Source organism: Kribbella qitaiheensis, from assembly GCF_042657745.1.
GTDB lineage: Bacteria > Actinomycetota > Actinomycetes > Propionibacteriales > Kribbellaceae > Kribbella > Kribbella qitaiheensis.
Map to the genome: position 1 here is coordinate 39,721 of NZ_JBHSKE010000007.1, position 15,258 is coordinate 54,978.

The window sequence follows — 15,258 nt, forward strand, 5'->3', positions numbered from 1 at the left end:
CAAGAGCTACATCGTTCACGGAGCGTGTCGCGTTACAGGGCTTGCAACAAGCTGCAGATGACGTCCGACCTTGACCGCGTGGCTTGCTTTTCGGCGCCTCTCGGCCTCACAGTTCCCCCTCGTGAGGAAACGCTTGAGCGCCGTGAAGCCCAACCGGCGCCAGATTCTGCTGACCGGAGCGGTGGCCGTGGCAGGCACCACCGGCGCCATCGTCGCCGCCAGCCACAGCGACGCCGCCGACAGCGGTCCCTATGGATCCGGGGTCATCGCGAACTGGCTGGTCCTCAGCAAAGCGATCTCCCCCGAGACCATCATCAAGACCGTCGTCGCCAAGGACGGGGTCTTCATGTTCGGCGACAGCATCGCCGTCCAGGACGGAAAGTCCCTCGCCATCCGCCTCGCGGGCCGCACCGGCGACAGCCTGGCCGTCCACAACTGGTCCGGCCGCCCCACCACACCAGCCGTCGACGCCCTCCAGGACTGGGCCACCAAGTACGGCATGCCGCGCCGGATCCTGATGGCCACCGGCACCAACGACGTCTTCAACCCGCCGGTCGTCACCACCCAGATCAACCGCACCATGAGCATCGTCGGCCCCAACCGAACCGTGATCTGGGTCAACACCCAGATGTGCCGGACCGCCAGGACAGCAGCGATGCAAATCGCCGACCAGCGCAACAGCGCCTGGATCAACCTCCAGCTCGCCGACGCGCAACGCAGATACCCCAACCTGCGAATCGTCCACTGGGCCGAATACCTCGCCGCCAAACCCACCCGCCTCACCGCGTACCTCAGCGATGGTGTCCACACCACCGTCCCGTACGGCCAAGACGCCCGCAACGAACTCATCACCCAAGCCCTCACCGCCGCCAAACTCGCCCTACCCCAGGCAAGATCGGCTAAATGATCAGGCGGTAGCCGGAGTCGGCTGGGCGAGCATTCCAGCCCCGGCCCAGCACGCGGTAACGTCCTGTGCCGGCGCGGAGAAGGATTGGGGGTCGCCATGACCGACCGTTCACGCACGACCGGGATGGATGACGGGGACACATCGCCACCGCAGCCGGATTCCGGCGCGGGTGGGCGCGACGTGGTGCGGCTCGCGGTGGTCGTGGGTGCGCTTGGTGTGGTGTTCGGCGATATCGGGACCAGCCCGATCTACACGCTGCAGACGGTGTTCAACCCCAGCGATCCGCATCCTGTCCCGGTCAGCACGGAGAACGTGTACGGAGTGGTCTCGCTCATCTTCTGGTCGGTGATGATCATCGTCACCGTCACCTACGTGCTGCTGGCAATGCGTGCCGACAACGACGGTGAGGGCGGCATCATGGCCCTGATCACGCTGCTGCGACGGCTGGGCACTCAGGGCGGGCGCACCGCGGTCGTGCTGGCGGCGCTGGGAATCTTCGGCGCCTCGCTGTTCTTCGGTGACAGCATGATCACCCCGGCGATCTCCGTCTTGTCAGCTGTCGAAGGCCTCAAGGTCGTCCAGCCCTCGCTCGAGCAGTTCGTCGTACCGATCACCGCGGTGATCATCGTGTTGCTGTTCGCCGTACAGCGTCGGGGCACGGCGGCTGTGGGACGCGTGTTCGGACCGGTCATGATCGCCTGGTTCGTGGTCATCGGCGCGAACGGCATCAGCGGCATCGCCGAACACCCGAGCATCCTCAGGGCGCTCTCCCCGACGTACGCGCTGGGCTTCCTGTTCGGCCACTTCAGCATCGCCTTCTACGCCTTGGCGGCGATCGTCCTCGCGGTGACCGGCGCCGAAGCTCTGTACGCCGACATGGGGCACTTCGGCCGTCGATCGATCACCCGTGCCTGGCTCGTGCTCGTGTTCCCGGCCTGCGTTCTCAGCTACTTCGGTCAGGGAGCGTCGATCCTCGAGGATCCGGCCAACATCAGCAGTCCGTTCTTCCTGCTCGTTCCCGACTGGGGACGCCTGCCGCTCGTCGTACTGGCCACTGCCGCAACCGTGATCGCCTCTCAGGCCGTCATCACCGGCGCGTACTCGGTAGCATCCCAGGCTGCCCAGCTCGGGTACCTCCCCCGGCTCCGGATCGCGCACACCTCGGAGTCGACAGCCGGTCAGATCTACGTGCCCTGGATCAACTGGGTCCTGATGATCTCGGTGCTGACCCTCATCTTCGCCTTCCGCAGCTCCGCGGCTCTCGCCTACGCGTTCGGCATGGCGGTCACTGGAACCATCACCATCACCACTCTGCTGTTCTTCTACGTCGCTCGGCGCCGATGGCACCTGAGTCCTTGGTTGATCGGCATCGGCGCGGCATTACTGCTGTCGGTGGATCTGCTGTTCGTCGCGGCGAACCTGACCAAGCTCGTCCACGGTGCCTGGCTTCCACTCCTGATCGCGATCACCGCATTCACCATCATGACGACCTGGCAACGCGGCCGCGCGATCGTCACCGCCGAACGCGAGCGGCGCGAGGGCCCACTGGGCGACTTCGTCGGCCAACTGCGCGAGCGGAAACTCACCGCGCAGCGAGTCCCCGGCACGGCGGTCTTCCTGAATCGTGGCGGCCAGACCACACCGCTGGCCCTGCGCGCGAACGTCGAGAACAACCACGTCCGGCACGAGCAGGTCGTCATCGTCGCGATCGAGACCGAGCCCGTACCGCGCGTCGGCCCGGACCGGCGGATCGTCGTGGACGACCTCGGGTACCGCGACGACGGCATCATCCACGTCACGGCCCTGTTCGGCTACATGGAGACTCCGACCGTACCGACCACCTTGGCGCTGCTCGACCCGGAGGCGACCGAGGGCCGGCTCCAGCTCGATCGGGCCTCGTACTTCCTGTCCAAGATCGAGCTCCGGCGCGGCGAGGCCCCAACCATGGCGCCGTGGCGTAAACGCCTCTTCATCGCCACCTCATACATCACCGCCGACGCCGCCGAAGCCTTCGGACTCCCCCGCGACCGCACCGTCATCATCGGCTCATACATCGACGTCTAACCAGCGTCGTGCACGCATTGTGACCAACGGTCGCCCCACTGTGCTCGCGTCCAGGGTGATCACCAGTGGCCGTCGCTCGGCTGGCCTACCTCGAAGTACTCACAGCAGCCACCGACCACGGCATCCTCGACCCGGCAACCCACCAACTCGCCGTCGACGCCCTCATCAACCACTGGCCCGACGACGACCCCCGCTGGACCCTCCTGAACCACGCCGCCTGACGCCGGCCACGTGCCGGAGTCAGCGATTCATCAGAGTCGCTGGTGCGCGGGGACGAAGGTGTTCGTGCCGACTGCTTCCTCGGCGCGAATGATGTGCGTGATGGCGTTGATCAGGGCCAAATGAGTGAACGCCTGCGGGAAGTTGCCGAGTTGGCGTCCGCTGAGCGAGTCGATCTCCTCGGCGTAGAGGCCCAGCGGGCTCGCGTAGGACAGGAGCTTCTCGCAGAGCGCGGTGGCCTCGTCCAGCTCGCCGATCTCGACAAGGGCAGACACCAGCCAGAACGAGCAGATCGTGAAGGTTCCCTCCGCGCCACGCATCCCGTCGTCGGTCTCCGCGACGCGGTAACGCAGCACCATGCCGTCCTCGGTGAGTTCGTCGGCAATGGCTCGTACGGTGGCACGAATCCGTGGGTCGTCAGCCGGCAGGAAGCGCACCAACGGGACGAGCAACAGTGAGGCATCGAGGGTGGCGGCGCCATACCGCTGCACGAAGACTCCTCTGTCGTCGACACCGTTGGTGCAGATGTCCGCGCGGATCTCGTCGGCGACCGCCTGCCAATCATCGGCGAATCCGGGCTCGTCGTGCAGCCGGGCCAGCTTGGCGCCACGATCCATCGCCACCCAGCACATCAGCTTGGACGAGGTGAAGTGCTGCGGTTCACCGCGTGATTCCCAGATCCCGTGGTCGGGCTCGCGCCAGTGCTTCGTTGCCTCGTCCACAGCTCGCTTGAGGATCGGCCACAGGCTTTCAGGCACCTGGTCACGGGACGTGGCATGCAGATACACCGAGTCGAGTACCGCTCCCCAGACGTCGTGCTGGCGCTGCAGATGGGCCGCATTGCCGACCCGGATCGGTCTCGCGCCTTCGTAACCGGTCAGGTGATCCAGCGTCTGCTCAGGCAATTCGCGCTCGCCGCCGATGCCATACATGATCTGCATGTCGTGGTCGCCGTCACACATCTCGGTGAGGAAGGAGAAGAAGTCGTTCGCCTCGCGATCGAGTCCGATGGTGTAAAGCCCCCAGAGAGCGAACGTGGAGTCACGGATCCACGAGTATCGATAGTCCCAATTCCGCTCACCGAATGGTGTCTCAGGCAGGGAGGTCGTCGCGGCGGCGAGCAGGGCCCCGGTGGGAGCGAAGGTGAGTCCTTTCAAGGTGAGCGCGCTGCGCGCCAGATAGTGGCTCCACGGGTGATCCGGAAACACACCGACGTTGATCCATTGCCGCCAGTACTCGGCCGTTCGCCCCATCCGCTCGAGGGCTTCCGCCCAGGTCCGCGGCGGCGGCACAACCGACCACGAGAGCGCCACGAACGCCGTATCGCCCTGCGACATCCGAGTCCGGGCCTGGGCCGTGCGGCCCTCCAGACCGAGGCGTAGATCGGTAGTCAGCCTCAGAGCGACATCGTGATCCAGCTCAGGGCAGTCTGCCACCGCCGCGCCGTAACCGGGTCCGTCATACCGCCAACTGGCTTCTCGCCGGCCATATCCGAACATCGGTTCGCACACCATCGAGAGATCCACAGCGCCGCTGACGCATTTGACGGTCCGCAGCAAACAGTGTTCGGCGTCGTAATCGGTCGGTGTGCGGCGGTGAGTCCCGGACCGCTCGGAGACCCGATGCCACGGACCCATGAGCAGGGCATCACGGACGATCATCCAGCCGGTCGGTGACTTCCAGGTCGTTTCGAGCATCAAGCTGCCTGGCAGATACCGGCGTGCGGCGGGCACCTGCACACCGTGCGGACCGAGCCTGAAGCTTCCGGCGGCGCGGTCCAGAATCGCCCCGAACACGCTGGGTGAGTCGTGTCGCGGCAGGCACATCCACTCCACCGCACCGCTGGGCGCTATCAGGCAGTTGGACTCGCAGTCCGACAGGAAGGCGTAATCCGCAATCGGCGGGTGTGCGCTTCGACGCGGACCTTGATGCAGGTCACCGGAAGTCGCAAGGGTGCGTGCCCGAGACTCAGGCAAGGTCACTCCCCCTTCTCCGGTGCACGGATCTCATCCGTCGCTCAAACCATCATGACCGAGAACGCCGACTTCCATCGGTACAGACTTCTAAGCCGATTGAACTTCGGGCTCGTGGGTCGAGTCGACGGTGAGTTCGCCGACCGGCAGGGCCGTAGGCACCGTGTTGCCTGCCGGTGCGAGCGGGCAGGTCCACAGCGGGCTGTAGGCACACGAGGGGTTGTAGGCGAAGTTCAAGTCGACGACGAGCCAGCCCTCTCGGAAATCACCGCCCAGGTCCGCACCCTTGACCGTGTCCACCAGATAGCGGCCCCCGCCATAGGTGCGGGCGCCGGCGAGGGCATCCTTGACGGGCACAAACACGCCACCGCCGTACGACTCGAGCCACCACACATCCAAATCGCCAACCGCCGGAAGGTGCAGGGCCCCGATCCGGGTGAAGGGAATCACGCCGTCTGTTGCCGAAGGCACCTCCCACCGCACCGGCTCCACATCCGTGTCGATGGCGACCTCGAACCGCAACTGCGGCTGGTAGTCCCCGATCTGAACACCACGAAACACCTCGCGTTCCTCGACGGGCATTGGCGACGCAGCGTGGCTCGCCAGCAACTCGTCCCTCCCAGCCCGCCAGATCGCATGTGCCTCGGCTGGGTCGGGCGCCTCGCGCACGTCGCCGTACAGTGCGAACACCCTGCGGCGCCAGTCCGCAGTGTTCAGTGCCGATGGCACGGACTGCTGATTCACGCTCTGCCCCTCGTTTTCGGTGATCCATCCACCACGACACTACGGGGGTCAGCGGACGCACCGAAGCGGTCACCGTCCAGAGGGACAAGGCGGTAGACGACAATCAGGTCCGCGCCGCTGCCGTCCCAGGCGGCGCAGATCGCCCGGCTTGCCGCTGGCGGGCTGACGACCCCCGAGATCGGTGCCCGGTTGTTCATCAGCCCGCATGCTGTGGAATGGCATCTGCGCAAGGTGTTCACCCAGCTGGCAACCACGTCCCGCCCGGAGATCGCCACCCTGCTGCCGCACGATACGGCGACCTTGGTCTAGCTGCGCGCGGCCTGCTCGATCACCTTGGTGACGGTCCTGGGGTCGGTCATCAGGCCGAGGTGCCCGGCGTCGTACTCGGTGATCTTGGCGCCCGCTCGCTTGGACATGGTCCGCTGTGCACTGGCCGGGATGATCTGGTCCTCGGTGCCGATCGCGCTCCAGGACGGAATCGTCTTCCACGCCGGAGTTGCGGACGGCTCGTTGAGTGCTCCCAATGCACCCGGTCGCTGGGTCGCGAAGACGAGATCCTTGTCGTCGGCACTCAGCCCGGTCGCGAACGAGTCGAAGACGGTCGACCGCTTGAGGTACACGTCAGTGGTCGCGGTGGGCGGCAACGTGGGGGGTACGAGGTCGAACACGGTCGCCGGGTCGACCGAGAGTGCCGAATCCGGCCCCACGAGCTGGAACGGGGTCTCGCCGGCGTCCGGTGCGAAGGCGTTGACGTACACGAGAGCCTTGACGTTCGGAAGCCCGGTGGCGGCGTTGGTGATCACGAAACCGCCGTACGAGTGGCCGACCAGCACGACCGGTCCCGTCAGCGTTTGCAGGAAGGTACGCACCGACGCTGCGTCACCCGCTACCGAGCGCAGCGGGTTGGGGATGGCGCGGACTGTGTACCCGTCGTCCTGCAGTCGCTCGGTGACGCGGTTCCAGCTCGAGCCGTCCGCCCAGGAGCCGTGCACCAACACGATGGTCGGCTTCGCCCCACGCTGTTCGCCGGCAACGCTCTGCACCGGGTTGAAGCTCGCCACGGCCAGCGCCGCGGCGGTGAGCAGGGACGCCACAATGCGCCCGCGTCTCCTGGGACGGCGAGCAGGATTGGTCAGGGGATTCGTCATGGATCTGTCCTTCTCCGTGTGATGGACAGCCGACCGCGTGCCGATCGGCTCATCAATAAAGTCCGAGCACCACGCCGCGATGTGACAGCACTGGTCGGATGTCACACCGCACCGGCGTGCCCGATCCTTGTGGATGACGCCTGCCCGGACCGGCGTACGTCGTTGCACAGGGCGACGAGCCACCCGCGAAGGAAGCGCCAACACCGGCAGACGGTCGGCCGTCGCCGCTTTCCGGAACGCGACGGTCAGATTGCCAGTCGGTCCGAATCTGTCACCGCTGGCCGACGACGTCAGAGGGAGGAGGCCGACGGTCGCGGTCTCAGTGTTGCTGCATCGTGCGTACGACGGCGACCGGGCAGCTCGCGTGGTGCAGCAACCTTTGGCTGACCGAGCCGAGCAACAGACCGGTGACGCCGCCGCGACCGCGGGAGCCGACCACGACCATCGAACTGGTGCTGCTGCGTTCCGCCAGTACGGCGGCCGGCCGGCCTGCGACGACCTCGGCCCGGACCCGCACCCCCGGGAACTTGTCCCGGTACGGCGCCACGCTCTCGGTCAGCCAGTTCCGCAGTAGTTCTTCGGCACTGTCGATCGGCGCATCGTGACGGCTCTGCGGTTGCCAGCAATAGACCACCTCCAGCGGGGTGCCGGATCGGGCGGCCGCCTCGAAGCCGAACAGAACGGCAGCTTCGGAATCGGCGGACCCGTCGGCGCCGACCAGCACTGGTCCGGCCGCGTCAAGATCGCGCACCACAACGACGGGGCATGGCGCCTTGGCTGTCACCGCTGTCGCGGTCGAGCCGAGGGCGGCACCTAGCCTGCTGTGCGCCCGCGAGCCCAACACGATCATTCCGGCCTCCGGCGCCTCGGTCAGAATCGCGGCCGCCGCTGACCCGGTGGTGAACCAGCCGGACCCGTTCTCGTAGCCGAGCCGGTCGCGAACGAACCTGACCGCCGCGTCGTTCACTGGCTGGTGCTGGTCCACCTCCGGTGGGGGAATGTAGGCCTCGAAACCGATGCCCGGCCACTGGGCAGTCTGGTCCAGATGCGCTGACACCACCCGCACGGCGCACCCGCGTGCTCCTGCCTCCTCGACCGCCCAGCGCAGCGCCACCTGGCTCTCCGGGCCGTCATCGACCCCGACCAGGATGAACTTCGGTGCACTCTCCATGACCCGCCCTTTCACTTCGCGAGGTTCCGGGTGCGCGATCGCGGTACGCGCCAGACTACATTTCATCGCCTGCGTGACCACCTGAAGCAGGGCCGAAGGTCCCGGTCTCGGGGTTCGTGGCCGCCCGGACCGCTGCCTGCTCGGGCTGGTTGGCACGGGCGCGTGCGGTTGATCAGTTCTGCTCGGCGTGCACAACGGCGACCGGGCAGGACGCGTGGTGGAGGACTCCGCGGGCGACCGAGCCGAGCAGCATCGCGGTCGTCCGGTGGTGGCGACGGCCGCCCACGACCAAGAGCTGGGCGTCACACTGCTCCGCGGCGGTGATGACGCCGTCGACCGCATGGCCGCGGCGGACGTCGACCTCGATGACGAGCTCGGGATACCTCAGTCGCCACTCGCCGGCGATGGCTTCCCCCCACCGCTGGGCGTTGTCGTCCCATTCCTGCTCGGCGCGAGCGATCGCATCCGCGTCCCGGCTGTGGACGCTCGGCAGGTCCCAGGCGTGGACCAATCTCAACGGCACCTCCCGCTCCATCGCCGCGGTGACCGCGAACCCGATCGACCCTAGGTCCGCGTCGGACTCACCCACCGCGACGACGACCGGACCGGAGTGATCGCCTGGCTTCCACCCGCCCGGGACCACGACCACCGGCACGGTCGCCACGTTGACGACCTCCTCCGACGTCGAGCCGATGAGCAGTCGCTTGAATGCGCCCGTCCCCCGCCGGCCGACGACGAGCATCGTGCTTCCGGCCGCCGCGTCCACCAGCGTTGTGGCCGGCCGCCCGCCCATCAGGTTTGCGTCGTTGTCCAGCCGACCGCGGCCGGCGTCAAGATGCTCCTGGACCTCGTCGACGAGATCGATCGCCGCATGGTCCACGATCGTCGGTTCCGAGTACGGCGCACGACGTACCGTCTCGTCGACCACGTAGACCGCCCGGAGGGGCTCATGCCGAAGGGCTGCTCCCCGCAGCGCCCACTCCAGGGCACCGGAGTGACGCCACGAGCTGTCGATGCCGACGTAGATCACAGGTCTTGTCCTTTCCATTCGCTCTCTGACTCGATCGTCCGGCTGAGCAGGCGGTTCTGAGCCGCGTTGTCGCACTGATGCCAAAAGTGCCCGTGGCGGGCGGAATCGCCACCGAGCAGTGTCCCTGGATCGCGACGTTGCCATGGTTGGCCGTCCATTCCGGTCAGTCAAGCGGCCAGGAGCGCCACCCAGTGGTGGATCGCCGGCCTGGATGGCATCGTGAGAAGTGGGCGATGTCTGGGTCTCGCAGATCAGCGACAGGAGACAGCACATGACCGTACGACTGGGGGTCCTCGCTCTGCTGGAGGCGAAGGCCGGCAAGGGCGATGAGCTCGGGGCTTTCCTGATGGGGGGCCGCGCGCTCGCCGTGGCAGAGGAAGACACTGTGACGTGGTACGCATTCAAGATCGATGACACCCACTACGGCATCTTCGACAGCTTCGAGGCCGAGGTGGGACGCGATGCCCACCTGAACGGGGAGATCCCGAAGGCTCTGGGTCAGGTCGCCGATGACCTGCTCGCCGGCGATGCCGACATCCGGACGATCGACATCATCGCGGTGAAGTAGCGCCCTGCTCAGGCGGCCCCGTTCGCGGGATTCGGGCTAGGCGAGCTCGGGTACCGCCGACGGGTCGAGGGACCGGCCGGCGGCCACGGCTTCGTCGTACGCGTTGTGGCCGAGAGCGGCCTGTGCTGCTTGCTCAGCCGCGTCGCGGAGGCTCTCGTCGGGAAGGTAGTACGCGTAGACGTCGGCGCCGACAGTCTCGCGCAGGCCGGTCGCGGCCCCGAGCAGAGTCGCGACGCGGACGTGGTCGTCTTCCTTGGACTCGATGACCGCGAGGGTCTCGACGAAGTAGGCGAGATTGGCCAGATCACGCGTCTCCCGGGACAGAACGATGCCTTCATCGACGCGCTGGCGGGCGAGTTGGTAGTCGGCCAGGGCGAGGGCGGCCTGGGAGAGGTTGTAGAGGGCAACGTACGTCGCCAACCGGTCGCCTCGGCTGCGGGCAAGGTGGAGACCGCGTTCGATCTCAGGTACGGCGGCCGCGGGTTCGCCGCGGAGCAGATGCACCGTGCCGAGCCAGACGTGGACGAGGGAAGCCATCCAGGGCGAGCCGCGGTCGTGGAGGGCGAAGTCGAGGGCGACGCGAAAGCGGCCTTCGGCGGTGTTGAGGTCGCCGTCGGCCAGAGCGGCGAGCCCAGTGCCGGCGAGGGCCTTGCTGCGGACCTCGGGATCGTCCTGATCCACGGCGACGAGATCCGCCTCGGCCCAGTACGACGCGGCGGCCGCGTGGTCGCCGGCGGCGTACGCCATCGTGGCTCCGGCCAGGTTGACCCGACTGCGCTCCCACGGCGGAAGTTCGGTGCCGAGGCATTGCTCAGCGAGGCGGCGGCCGATCGTGAACTGGCCGCGCATCCACCAGTAGAGCCACATGAACCAGGTGATGCGAGCGGCGGTGGGGGCGTCGCCGGCGTCGAGGGAGCGTTCGACAGCGACGAGGATGTTCGCCTCCTCTTCCTCGATCCGCTCGAGCCATTCGACCTGGTCCGCGCGCTCGTAGCCGGCGGCCGCCTGTTCGACGAGGGCAAGGTAGACGCGGGCGTGGGCGCGCCCGATCCGAGCAGCGCGCTCGCCGACGAGGAGGCTCCGGGCGTACTGCGCAACGGGTTCGAGCAGGTCGAGACGGTCGCCGCGGACGCGTACGAGCGAGTGCTCGGCGAGCGCGTGCAGAATTCCGAGGACGTCGCCGGTCGCGATCTCATCGCCGTCCTCCGCCACGGCCTCGACGGCCTCCAGCGTGGCGCCGCCGCGGAACGCGCCGAGCAGCGTGAAGAGGCGCTGCTGTTCGGGATCGAGCAGGCCGTAGCTCCAGTCGAGGGTGGCCCGCATGGTGCGCTGCCGTTCCGGCAGGTCGCGGGCTCCCGACGTCCTGCCGGCGGACTCCAGCCGATCCAGCAGCGCAATGGGCGAGAGCAGCCGCAGCTGGGAAATGGCGAGTTCGATGGCCAGAGGCAGGCCCGCGAGACGGTGGCAGAGCTCGACGTACGCCGGTACCTCGTCGACGGATGGTCGTGCTCCGACCGCCTGTGCTCGGTCCAGCGCGAGGGCCCCGGCGGCGTGGGCGCGGACCTCTTCGACGGTCGTCGAGTCGCGCGCCGGCAGGTCGAGAGGCTCGACGATGTACTCGCGCTCGCCCCTGACCCGCAGCGGTGAGCGGCTTGAGACGAGCACCGTGAGCGTCGGACACAGCGCGGTGAGTTGCCCGGCCTGGGCTGCGGCGCTGAGTAGGTGCTCGAAGTTGTCGAGCACCAGCAGCAGGCGGGACTCCCGCAGTTGGGCGGCCACCAGGTCGAAGGCGCCTGGGGCGTCGATGCCCGCGAGACCGAGCGCGCGCCCGATCGTGGCCATCACCGCGGACGCGTCGGCAATCGGCGCGAGGGAGACCTGAACGACGCCATCCGGGAAGTCGCCGGCCAGTACGTCGGACACCGCGGTGGTCAGCCGGGTTTTGCCGACCCCGCCGGTTCCGGTGAGCGTGACCAGGCGGGCTCCGGAGCGGATCAGGTCGGCGATCGAGGCAATGTCGCCATCGCGTCCGAACAACGGGGTCGGCGGAATCAGCAGGCCTGTCGGTCTGCTCACTGGTTCGGCCGACGGCCTGCGGCGGGGAACCGACGCGATGAGGGCCGCTCGCTCACCCTCGGAGGCGCCGAGAGCATCGCAGAGTGACCGGACTGTGTGCGGGTACGGCCGTGTTCGAGTGCCCCGCTCCAGCGAGCTGATCGCGTGCGTGGTCAGCTCGGCACGTTCGGCGAGCTCCTGCTGGGTCAGTCCGGCTCGTTCGCGGAGTGAGCGCAGGAGCATGCCGAAGTGCCCATCGGGCTTCGCCTCGTCCCCAGGCATGGGGCTCAGCATAGGTGTCACCTGCGGCTGTACGCCGTCAACTGTGCGAGCAGTGTGCGAGTCCTGCCCATGGTCTGCAGCCCGCACGACCACGAGGCTGGTTGCCATGACAACAACCGCTTGGCTCCCGCAGGACTGGAACCATCCGCACCGGGTGCCACTGACAACAGGGCACCACCTCCGCCCGATCCGGGCGACTGACGTCGACCTCGACATGCAGGCGGTGATGGGGTCGCAGGAGCGGCTCTGGTCGCTGTACGGCGAGGCCTGGGGGTGGCCTCCCGCGACGATGACCGCCGAGCAGGACCGCGAGGACCTGGCCCGGCACGAGGCCGAGATCGAGCGCCACGAGTCGTTCAACTACGCGCTCTTCGACAACGGCGAGACCGAGCTCCTCGGATGCGTCTACATCGATCCGCCGATCCACGACGGCACGGACGCGGAGATCTCCTGGTGGGTCGTCGACTGGCTCACGGGCGGGCCGATCGAGACAGCCCTGGACGAGCTCGTACCGCGCTGGATCGCCACGGACTGGCCACTCGCAAACCCGCACTACACACATCGCTCGACACAGGGGGAACCAACATGACCAGCACGTTCGTCACGACCGGCGGCAGCCATGCCGACTCGATCCATCACTCGCAGGGGAAGGGATGGGTCGTCGCCGGCATCGGCGCAGGCCTGGCCGGAATCGCCACCGTCGTCGGCTCCAGCCTCGCGGATGCCGTATACGACGACAAACTCGCCGGGAACGCCGCCGGGATCACCGCGAAGCTGGCCGGCCAGACCGTGCCGATCCTCGTGATGCACACCGCCGCGATGCTCTCCGCCGTACTCCTGCTCGTGTTCGCTGCCGGTCTGCGCCGTCGGCTCGCGAGCACCACGCCGGAAGGAAGCCTGCTCCCGCAGGTGGCGGCCTCGGGCCTGATGCTGGTGTCGGTGGCCCTCCTGATGGGGTCGGCGCTGACTACCGAGTTCGTCTTCGGCGTCAAGGATCCTGACATGCTCGTGCCGGAGGCCGCGGTGTTCTTCGGGCACTGGATCGGCACCGTCCCCTGGCTATGGGTCGGCGCAGGAGTCGCCGCGCTCGCACTAGGCATCGCCGGCCGGAAGTTCAAGACGGTCGCCCCGTGGCTCGCCTGGGTCAGCCTCGTGCTCGGTGGCCTCACCCTCTTCCTCGGCGTCAGCCCGGCTCAGTACATGGCCGGCATGACCGGTCCGCTCTGGCTCACCATCGCGGCCCTGGGGCTGCTCAAGGAGAACTGAGACCGGCGCGCCCCGACGGGTTCCCGTCGGGGCGCGTACGCCGAACCGCGAACCGATCCGGGACACGGTCCGTCCCGAACGCCTGGGGAAGCCCTGGGGGACTGCACTGCGACGGCGGATCGGCGGAGGGATCGGATCATGCGTATGCCCGGACTGCACACGCTCATCAAGCGACACGGGCGACGACACCCAGGACGGCATCGCCGCGGCCGGCCGGCGACCCACAGTCACCACCAGATGGCGGGTGCGGTCGCCGCCGTGGTCGCCCTCGGAGCGTTAGCCTTCGCGCCGTTCCCAGACCGTCCGGCGACCAGCGGGTACGACGCAGCCGAGGCGGCGGACGCACCGGCGGCAGATCCGTTCATCGAGGACGAGGTGCTGGACGAGTTCGTCGCTCCGGAGCAGCTGGACGCGGTCCCCGTCGGGCCCGATCGCGTGGCGAAGCCGGTGCAGATGGTGCTCTCGGGTGCACCCGTGATCAAGACGCTCGGCGAGAGCGGGATCCCCGCCGTCGCCTTGCGGGCGTACAAGCAGGCCGAGGCGCGGCTGGCAGTCAGCGACCCCGGCTGCGGGGTGCCGTGGACGGTGCTCGCTGCGATCGGACGGGTGGAGTCCAACCACGGCCGGTTCGGTGGCGCCCAGTTGCGCGAAGACGGCTCGGCCACCCGGCGGATCCGCGGCATCCCACTCGACGGCCGGCCGAACGTCGCACTGATCCGCGACTCCGACGGCGGCGCGCTCGACGGGGACACCGTGTACGACCGTGCGGTCGGCCCGATGCAGTTCATCCCGTCGACCTGGCGCTCGGTGAACGCGGACGGCAACGGCGACGGGTTCGGCGACCCGAACAACATGTTCGACGCCGCGCAGGGCGCCGCCCAGTACCTGTGCACCGGTACGTCGAACCTCGGCAATCCGGCCCAGGCCGCGCAGGCAGTACGCCGCTACAACAACGCCGACTCTTACGTCCGGGTAGTGCTCGCGCTGGCCCGCATGTACCAGGCGGGCCGTGTGATCGGCCTCCCGTCAACCGGCGACCAACTCCCAGACGAGCCGACCGATCCACCAGCGGTGCGGCCCTGGCCCACCGACCCGCCGCCGGCGGTGCGGCCCTGGACTACCAACCCGCCGCCGGACGGCACAGTGCTCGCCAAGCCGGCCCCAGCACAACGGACCGAACCCGCGACACCACCACGAGCAGCGACCCGCCCGCAGACGACGACGCCACCGCCGAACCCGGCGTCCCCCCGACCCGCCAAGCCCGTCGCTCCTGCACCATCCGCGACCACGACCTCCGAGGCGCCGGCAGCGCGACCACCACAACCGCGACCGACGACCAACCCGAACCCGTCGGAGCCGAAGACGACGCCACCGTCCGAGGCGCCACCGTCCGAGCCGGCACCATCTGAGCCGACACCGTCGAAGCCGACACCGTCGAAGCCCAAGCCGACGCAGCCGTCCGACCCGGACTCGACGCGACCGTCCGAGCCGGAACCCTCCGAGCCGAAGGCGACCGAGCCCGAACCGTCGGAGTCCGACTCGCCCACTCCGGCACCATCCGCCGAACCCACCCGGACGCAGCATCCGACGACGGCCGCAGTCGGCTGGGCTCCGGCCATGCGCCAAGTAGTCGGCCGAGCCCTGGCCAGACCCGCCTGCCCCCAAAGCCCCACTCCCCAACCGGACCAGCAATCCAAGACCTGCCCCGACGATCCCGCGGAACCGTCCCCAGCTCGGGTCGACAAGAAGCGGGAACGGTGCACACCGCAGAACGTGTGCAAGGTCCCGGGTCCGTCGCCCAGATCCGGGCGCTGAGCGACCGCCCGCGCTG

The 15,258-nt window shown here is 68.2% G+C and carries 14 protein-coding genes; 8 read left to right on the forward strand and 6 right to left on the reverse strand.

Annotated features, from left to right (window positions below):
• Positions 1-121 precede the first annotated feature (121 nt).
• From ACFPJ1_RS07915 to ACFPJ1_RS07925, 3 genes are all read left to right on the forward strand, one after another.
• Positions 122-907 (forward strand): SGNH/GDSL hydrolase family protein, encoded by a 786-nt coding sequence (locus ACFPJ1_RS07915; protein ID WP_380102441.1) that lies wholly within the window; start codon positions 122-124, stop codon positions 905-907.
• Between the two features lie 96 nt (positions 908-1,003).
• Positions 1,004-2,971, forward strand: a complete 1,968-nt coding sequence (locus ACFPJ1_RS07920) for a potassium transporter Kup (protein ID WP_380102443.1) — start codon at positions 1,004-1,006, stop codon at positions 2,969-2,971.
• A 65-nt stretch (positions 2,972-3,036) separates the two neighbouring features.
• Positions 3,037-3,192, forward strand: a complete 156-nt coding sequence (locus ACFPJ1_RS07925) for a hypothetical protein (protein WP_380102445.1) — start codon at positions 3,037-3,039, stop codon at positions 3,190-3,192.
• Between the two features lie 30 nt (positions 3,193-3,222).
• Here the strand turns inward: ACFPJ1_RS07925 and ACFPJ1_RS07930 are convergent, their stop codons facing one another.
• Entirely contained in the window at positions 3,223-5,124 is a 1,902-nt protein-coding gene (locus ACFPJ1_RS07930; protein WP_380102922.1) for a glycoside hydrolase family 15 protein, read from the reverse strand.
• Positions 5,125-5,253: 129 nt separating this feature from the next.
• A complete protein-coding gene (locus tag ACFPJ1_RS07935; protein WP_380102447.1) occupies positions 5,254-5,745 on the reverse strand; it encodes a DUF1684 domain-containing protein in 492 nt (163 codons plus the stop codon).
• A 300-nt stretch (positions 5,746-6,045) separates the two neighbouring features.
• On the opposite strand from ACFPJ1_RS07935, the gene ACFPJ1_RS07940 reads away from it, so the two are divergent.
• Positions 6,046-6,216: a helix-turn-helix domain-containing protein gene (locus tag ACFPJ1_RS07940; protein ID WP_380102924.1), complete on the forward strand. Its 171-nt coding sequence runs from the start codon at positions 6,046-6,048 to the stop codon at positions 6,214-6,216.
• Here ACFPJ1_RS07940 and ACFPJ1_RS07945 read toward each other — a convergent pair.
• The 3 genes from ACFPJ1_RS07945 to ACFPJ1_RS07955 form a co-directional block, all read right to left on the reverse strand.
• Positions 6,213-7,055, reverse strand: a complete 843-nt coding sequence (locus tag ACFPJ1_RS07945) for an alpha/beta fold hydrolase (protein WP_380102449.1) — start codon at positions 7,053-7,055, stop codon at positions 6,213-6,215. The two genes, ACFPJ1_RS07940 and ACFPJ1_RS07945, sit on opposite strands and share 4 nt — an antisense overlap.
• A gap of 319 nt (positions 7,056-7,374) precedes the next feature.
• Positions 7,375-8,226, reverse strand: a complete 852-nt coding sequence (locus tag ACFPJ1_RS07950; RefSeq protein WP_380102451.1) for a universal stress protein — start codon at positions 8,224-8,226, stop codon at positions 7,375-7,377.
• Positions 8,227-8,398: 172 nt separating this feature from the next.
• Entirely contained in the window at positions 8,399-9,256 is an 858-nt protein-coding gene (locus tag ACFPJ1_RS07955) for a universal stress protein (RefSeq protein WP_380102453.1), read from the reverse strand.
• Positions 9,257-9,527: 271 nt separating this feature from the next.
• Between ACFPJ1_RS07955 and ACFPJ1_RS07960 the strand changes: the two genes are divergently transcribed.
• Positions 9,528-9,824: a putative quinol monooxygenase gene (locus ACFPJ1_RS07960; protein ID WP_380102455.1), complete on the forward strand. Its 297-nt coding sequence runs from the start codon at positions 9,528-9,530 to the stop codon at positions 9,822-9,824.
• 36 nt (positions 9,825-9,860) lie between these two features.
• Here ACFPJ1_RS07960 and ACFPJ1_RS07965 read toward each other — a convergent pair whose 3' ends face one another.
• Positions 9,861-12,161, reverse strand: a complete 2,301-nt coding sequence (locus ACFPJ1_RS07965) for an ATP-binding protein (RefSeq protein ID WP_380102457.1) — start codon at positions 12,159-12,161, stop codon at positions 9,861-9,863.
• A 106-nt stretch (positions 12,162-12,267) separates the two neighbouring features.
• Between ACFPJ1_RS07965 and ACFPJ1_RS07970 the strand changes: the two genes are divergently transcribed.
• From ACFPJ1_RS07970 to ACFPJ1_RS07980, 3 genes are all read left to right on the forward strand, one after another.
• Positions 12,268-12,750: a GNAT family N-acetyltransferase gene (locus ACFPJ1_RS07970; protein ID WP_380102459.1), complete on the forward strand. Its 483-nt coding sequence runs from the start codon at positions 12,268-12,270 to the stop codon at positions 12,748-12,750.
• The gene (locus ACFPJ1_RS07975) at positions 12,747-13,427 is read left to right on the forward strand and encodes a hypothetical protein (RefSeq protein WP_380102461.1); all 681 of its coding nucleotides are present in this window, start codon (positions 12,747-12,749) and stop codon (positions 13,425-13,427) included. The genes ACFPJ1_RS07970 and ACFPJ1_RS07975 overlap by 4 nt, the downstream gene beginning before the upstream one ends.
• Positions 13,428-13,565: 138 nt before the next feature.
• Positions 13,566-15,242, forward strand: coding sequence for a lytic transglycosylase domain-containing protein (locus tag ACFPJ1_RS07980; RefSeq protein ID WP_380102463.1), 1,677 nt, complete (start codon positions 13,566-13,568; stop codon positions 15,240-15,242).
• The last annotated feature ends 16 nt before the right edge of the window (positions 15,243-15,258 follow it).

What these genes read in the sequence shown, in the direction of transcription:
- ACFPJ1_RS07980 (WP_380102463.1), top strand. Translation starts at nt 13,566, where the DNA reads ATGCGTATGCCCGGACTGCACACGCTCATCAAGCGACACGGGCGACGA.
- ACFPJ1_RS07935 (WP_380102447.1), bottom strand. Translation starts at nt 5,745, where the DNA reads ATGCCCGTCGAGGAACGCGAGGTGTTTCGTGGTGTTCAGATCGGGGAC.
- ACFPJ1_RS07965 (WP_380102457.1), bottom strand. Translation starts at nt 12,161, where the DNA reads ATGCCTGGGGACGAGGCGAAGCCCGATGGGCACTTCGGCATGCTCCTG.
- ACFPJ1_RS07945 (WP_380102449.1), bottom strand. Translation starts at nt 7,055, where the DNA reads ATGACGAATCCCCTGACCAATCCTGCTCGCCGTCCCAGGAGACGCGGG.
- ACFPJ1_RS07970 (WP_380102459.1), top strand. Translation starts at nt 12,268, where the DNA reads ATGACAACAACCGCTTGGCTCCCGCAGGACTGGAACCATCCGCACCGG.
- ACFPJ1_RS07920 (WP_380102443.1), top strand. Translation starts at nt 1,004, where the DNA reads ATGACCGACCGTTCACGCACGACCGGGATGGATGACGGGGACACATCG.
- ACFPJ1_RS07975 (WP_380102461.1), top strand. Translation starts at nt 12,747, where the DNA reads ATGACCAGCACGTTCGTCACGACCGGCGGCAGCCATGCCGACTCGATC.
- ACFPJ1_RS07960 (WP_380102455.1), top strand. Translation starts at nt 9,528, where the DNA reads ATGACCGTACGACTGGGGGTCCTCGCTCTGCTGGAGGCGAAGGCCGGC.
- ACFPJ1_RS07950 (WP_380102451.1), bottom strand. Translation starts at nt 8,226, where the DNA reads ATGGAGAGTGCACCGAAGTTCATCCTGGTCGGGGTCGATGACGGCCCG.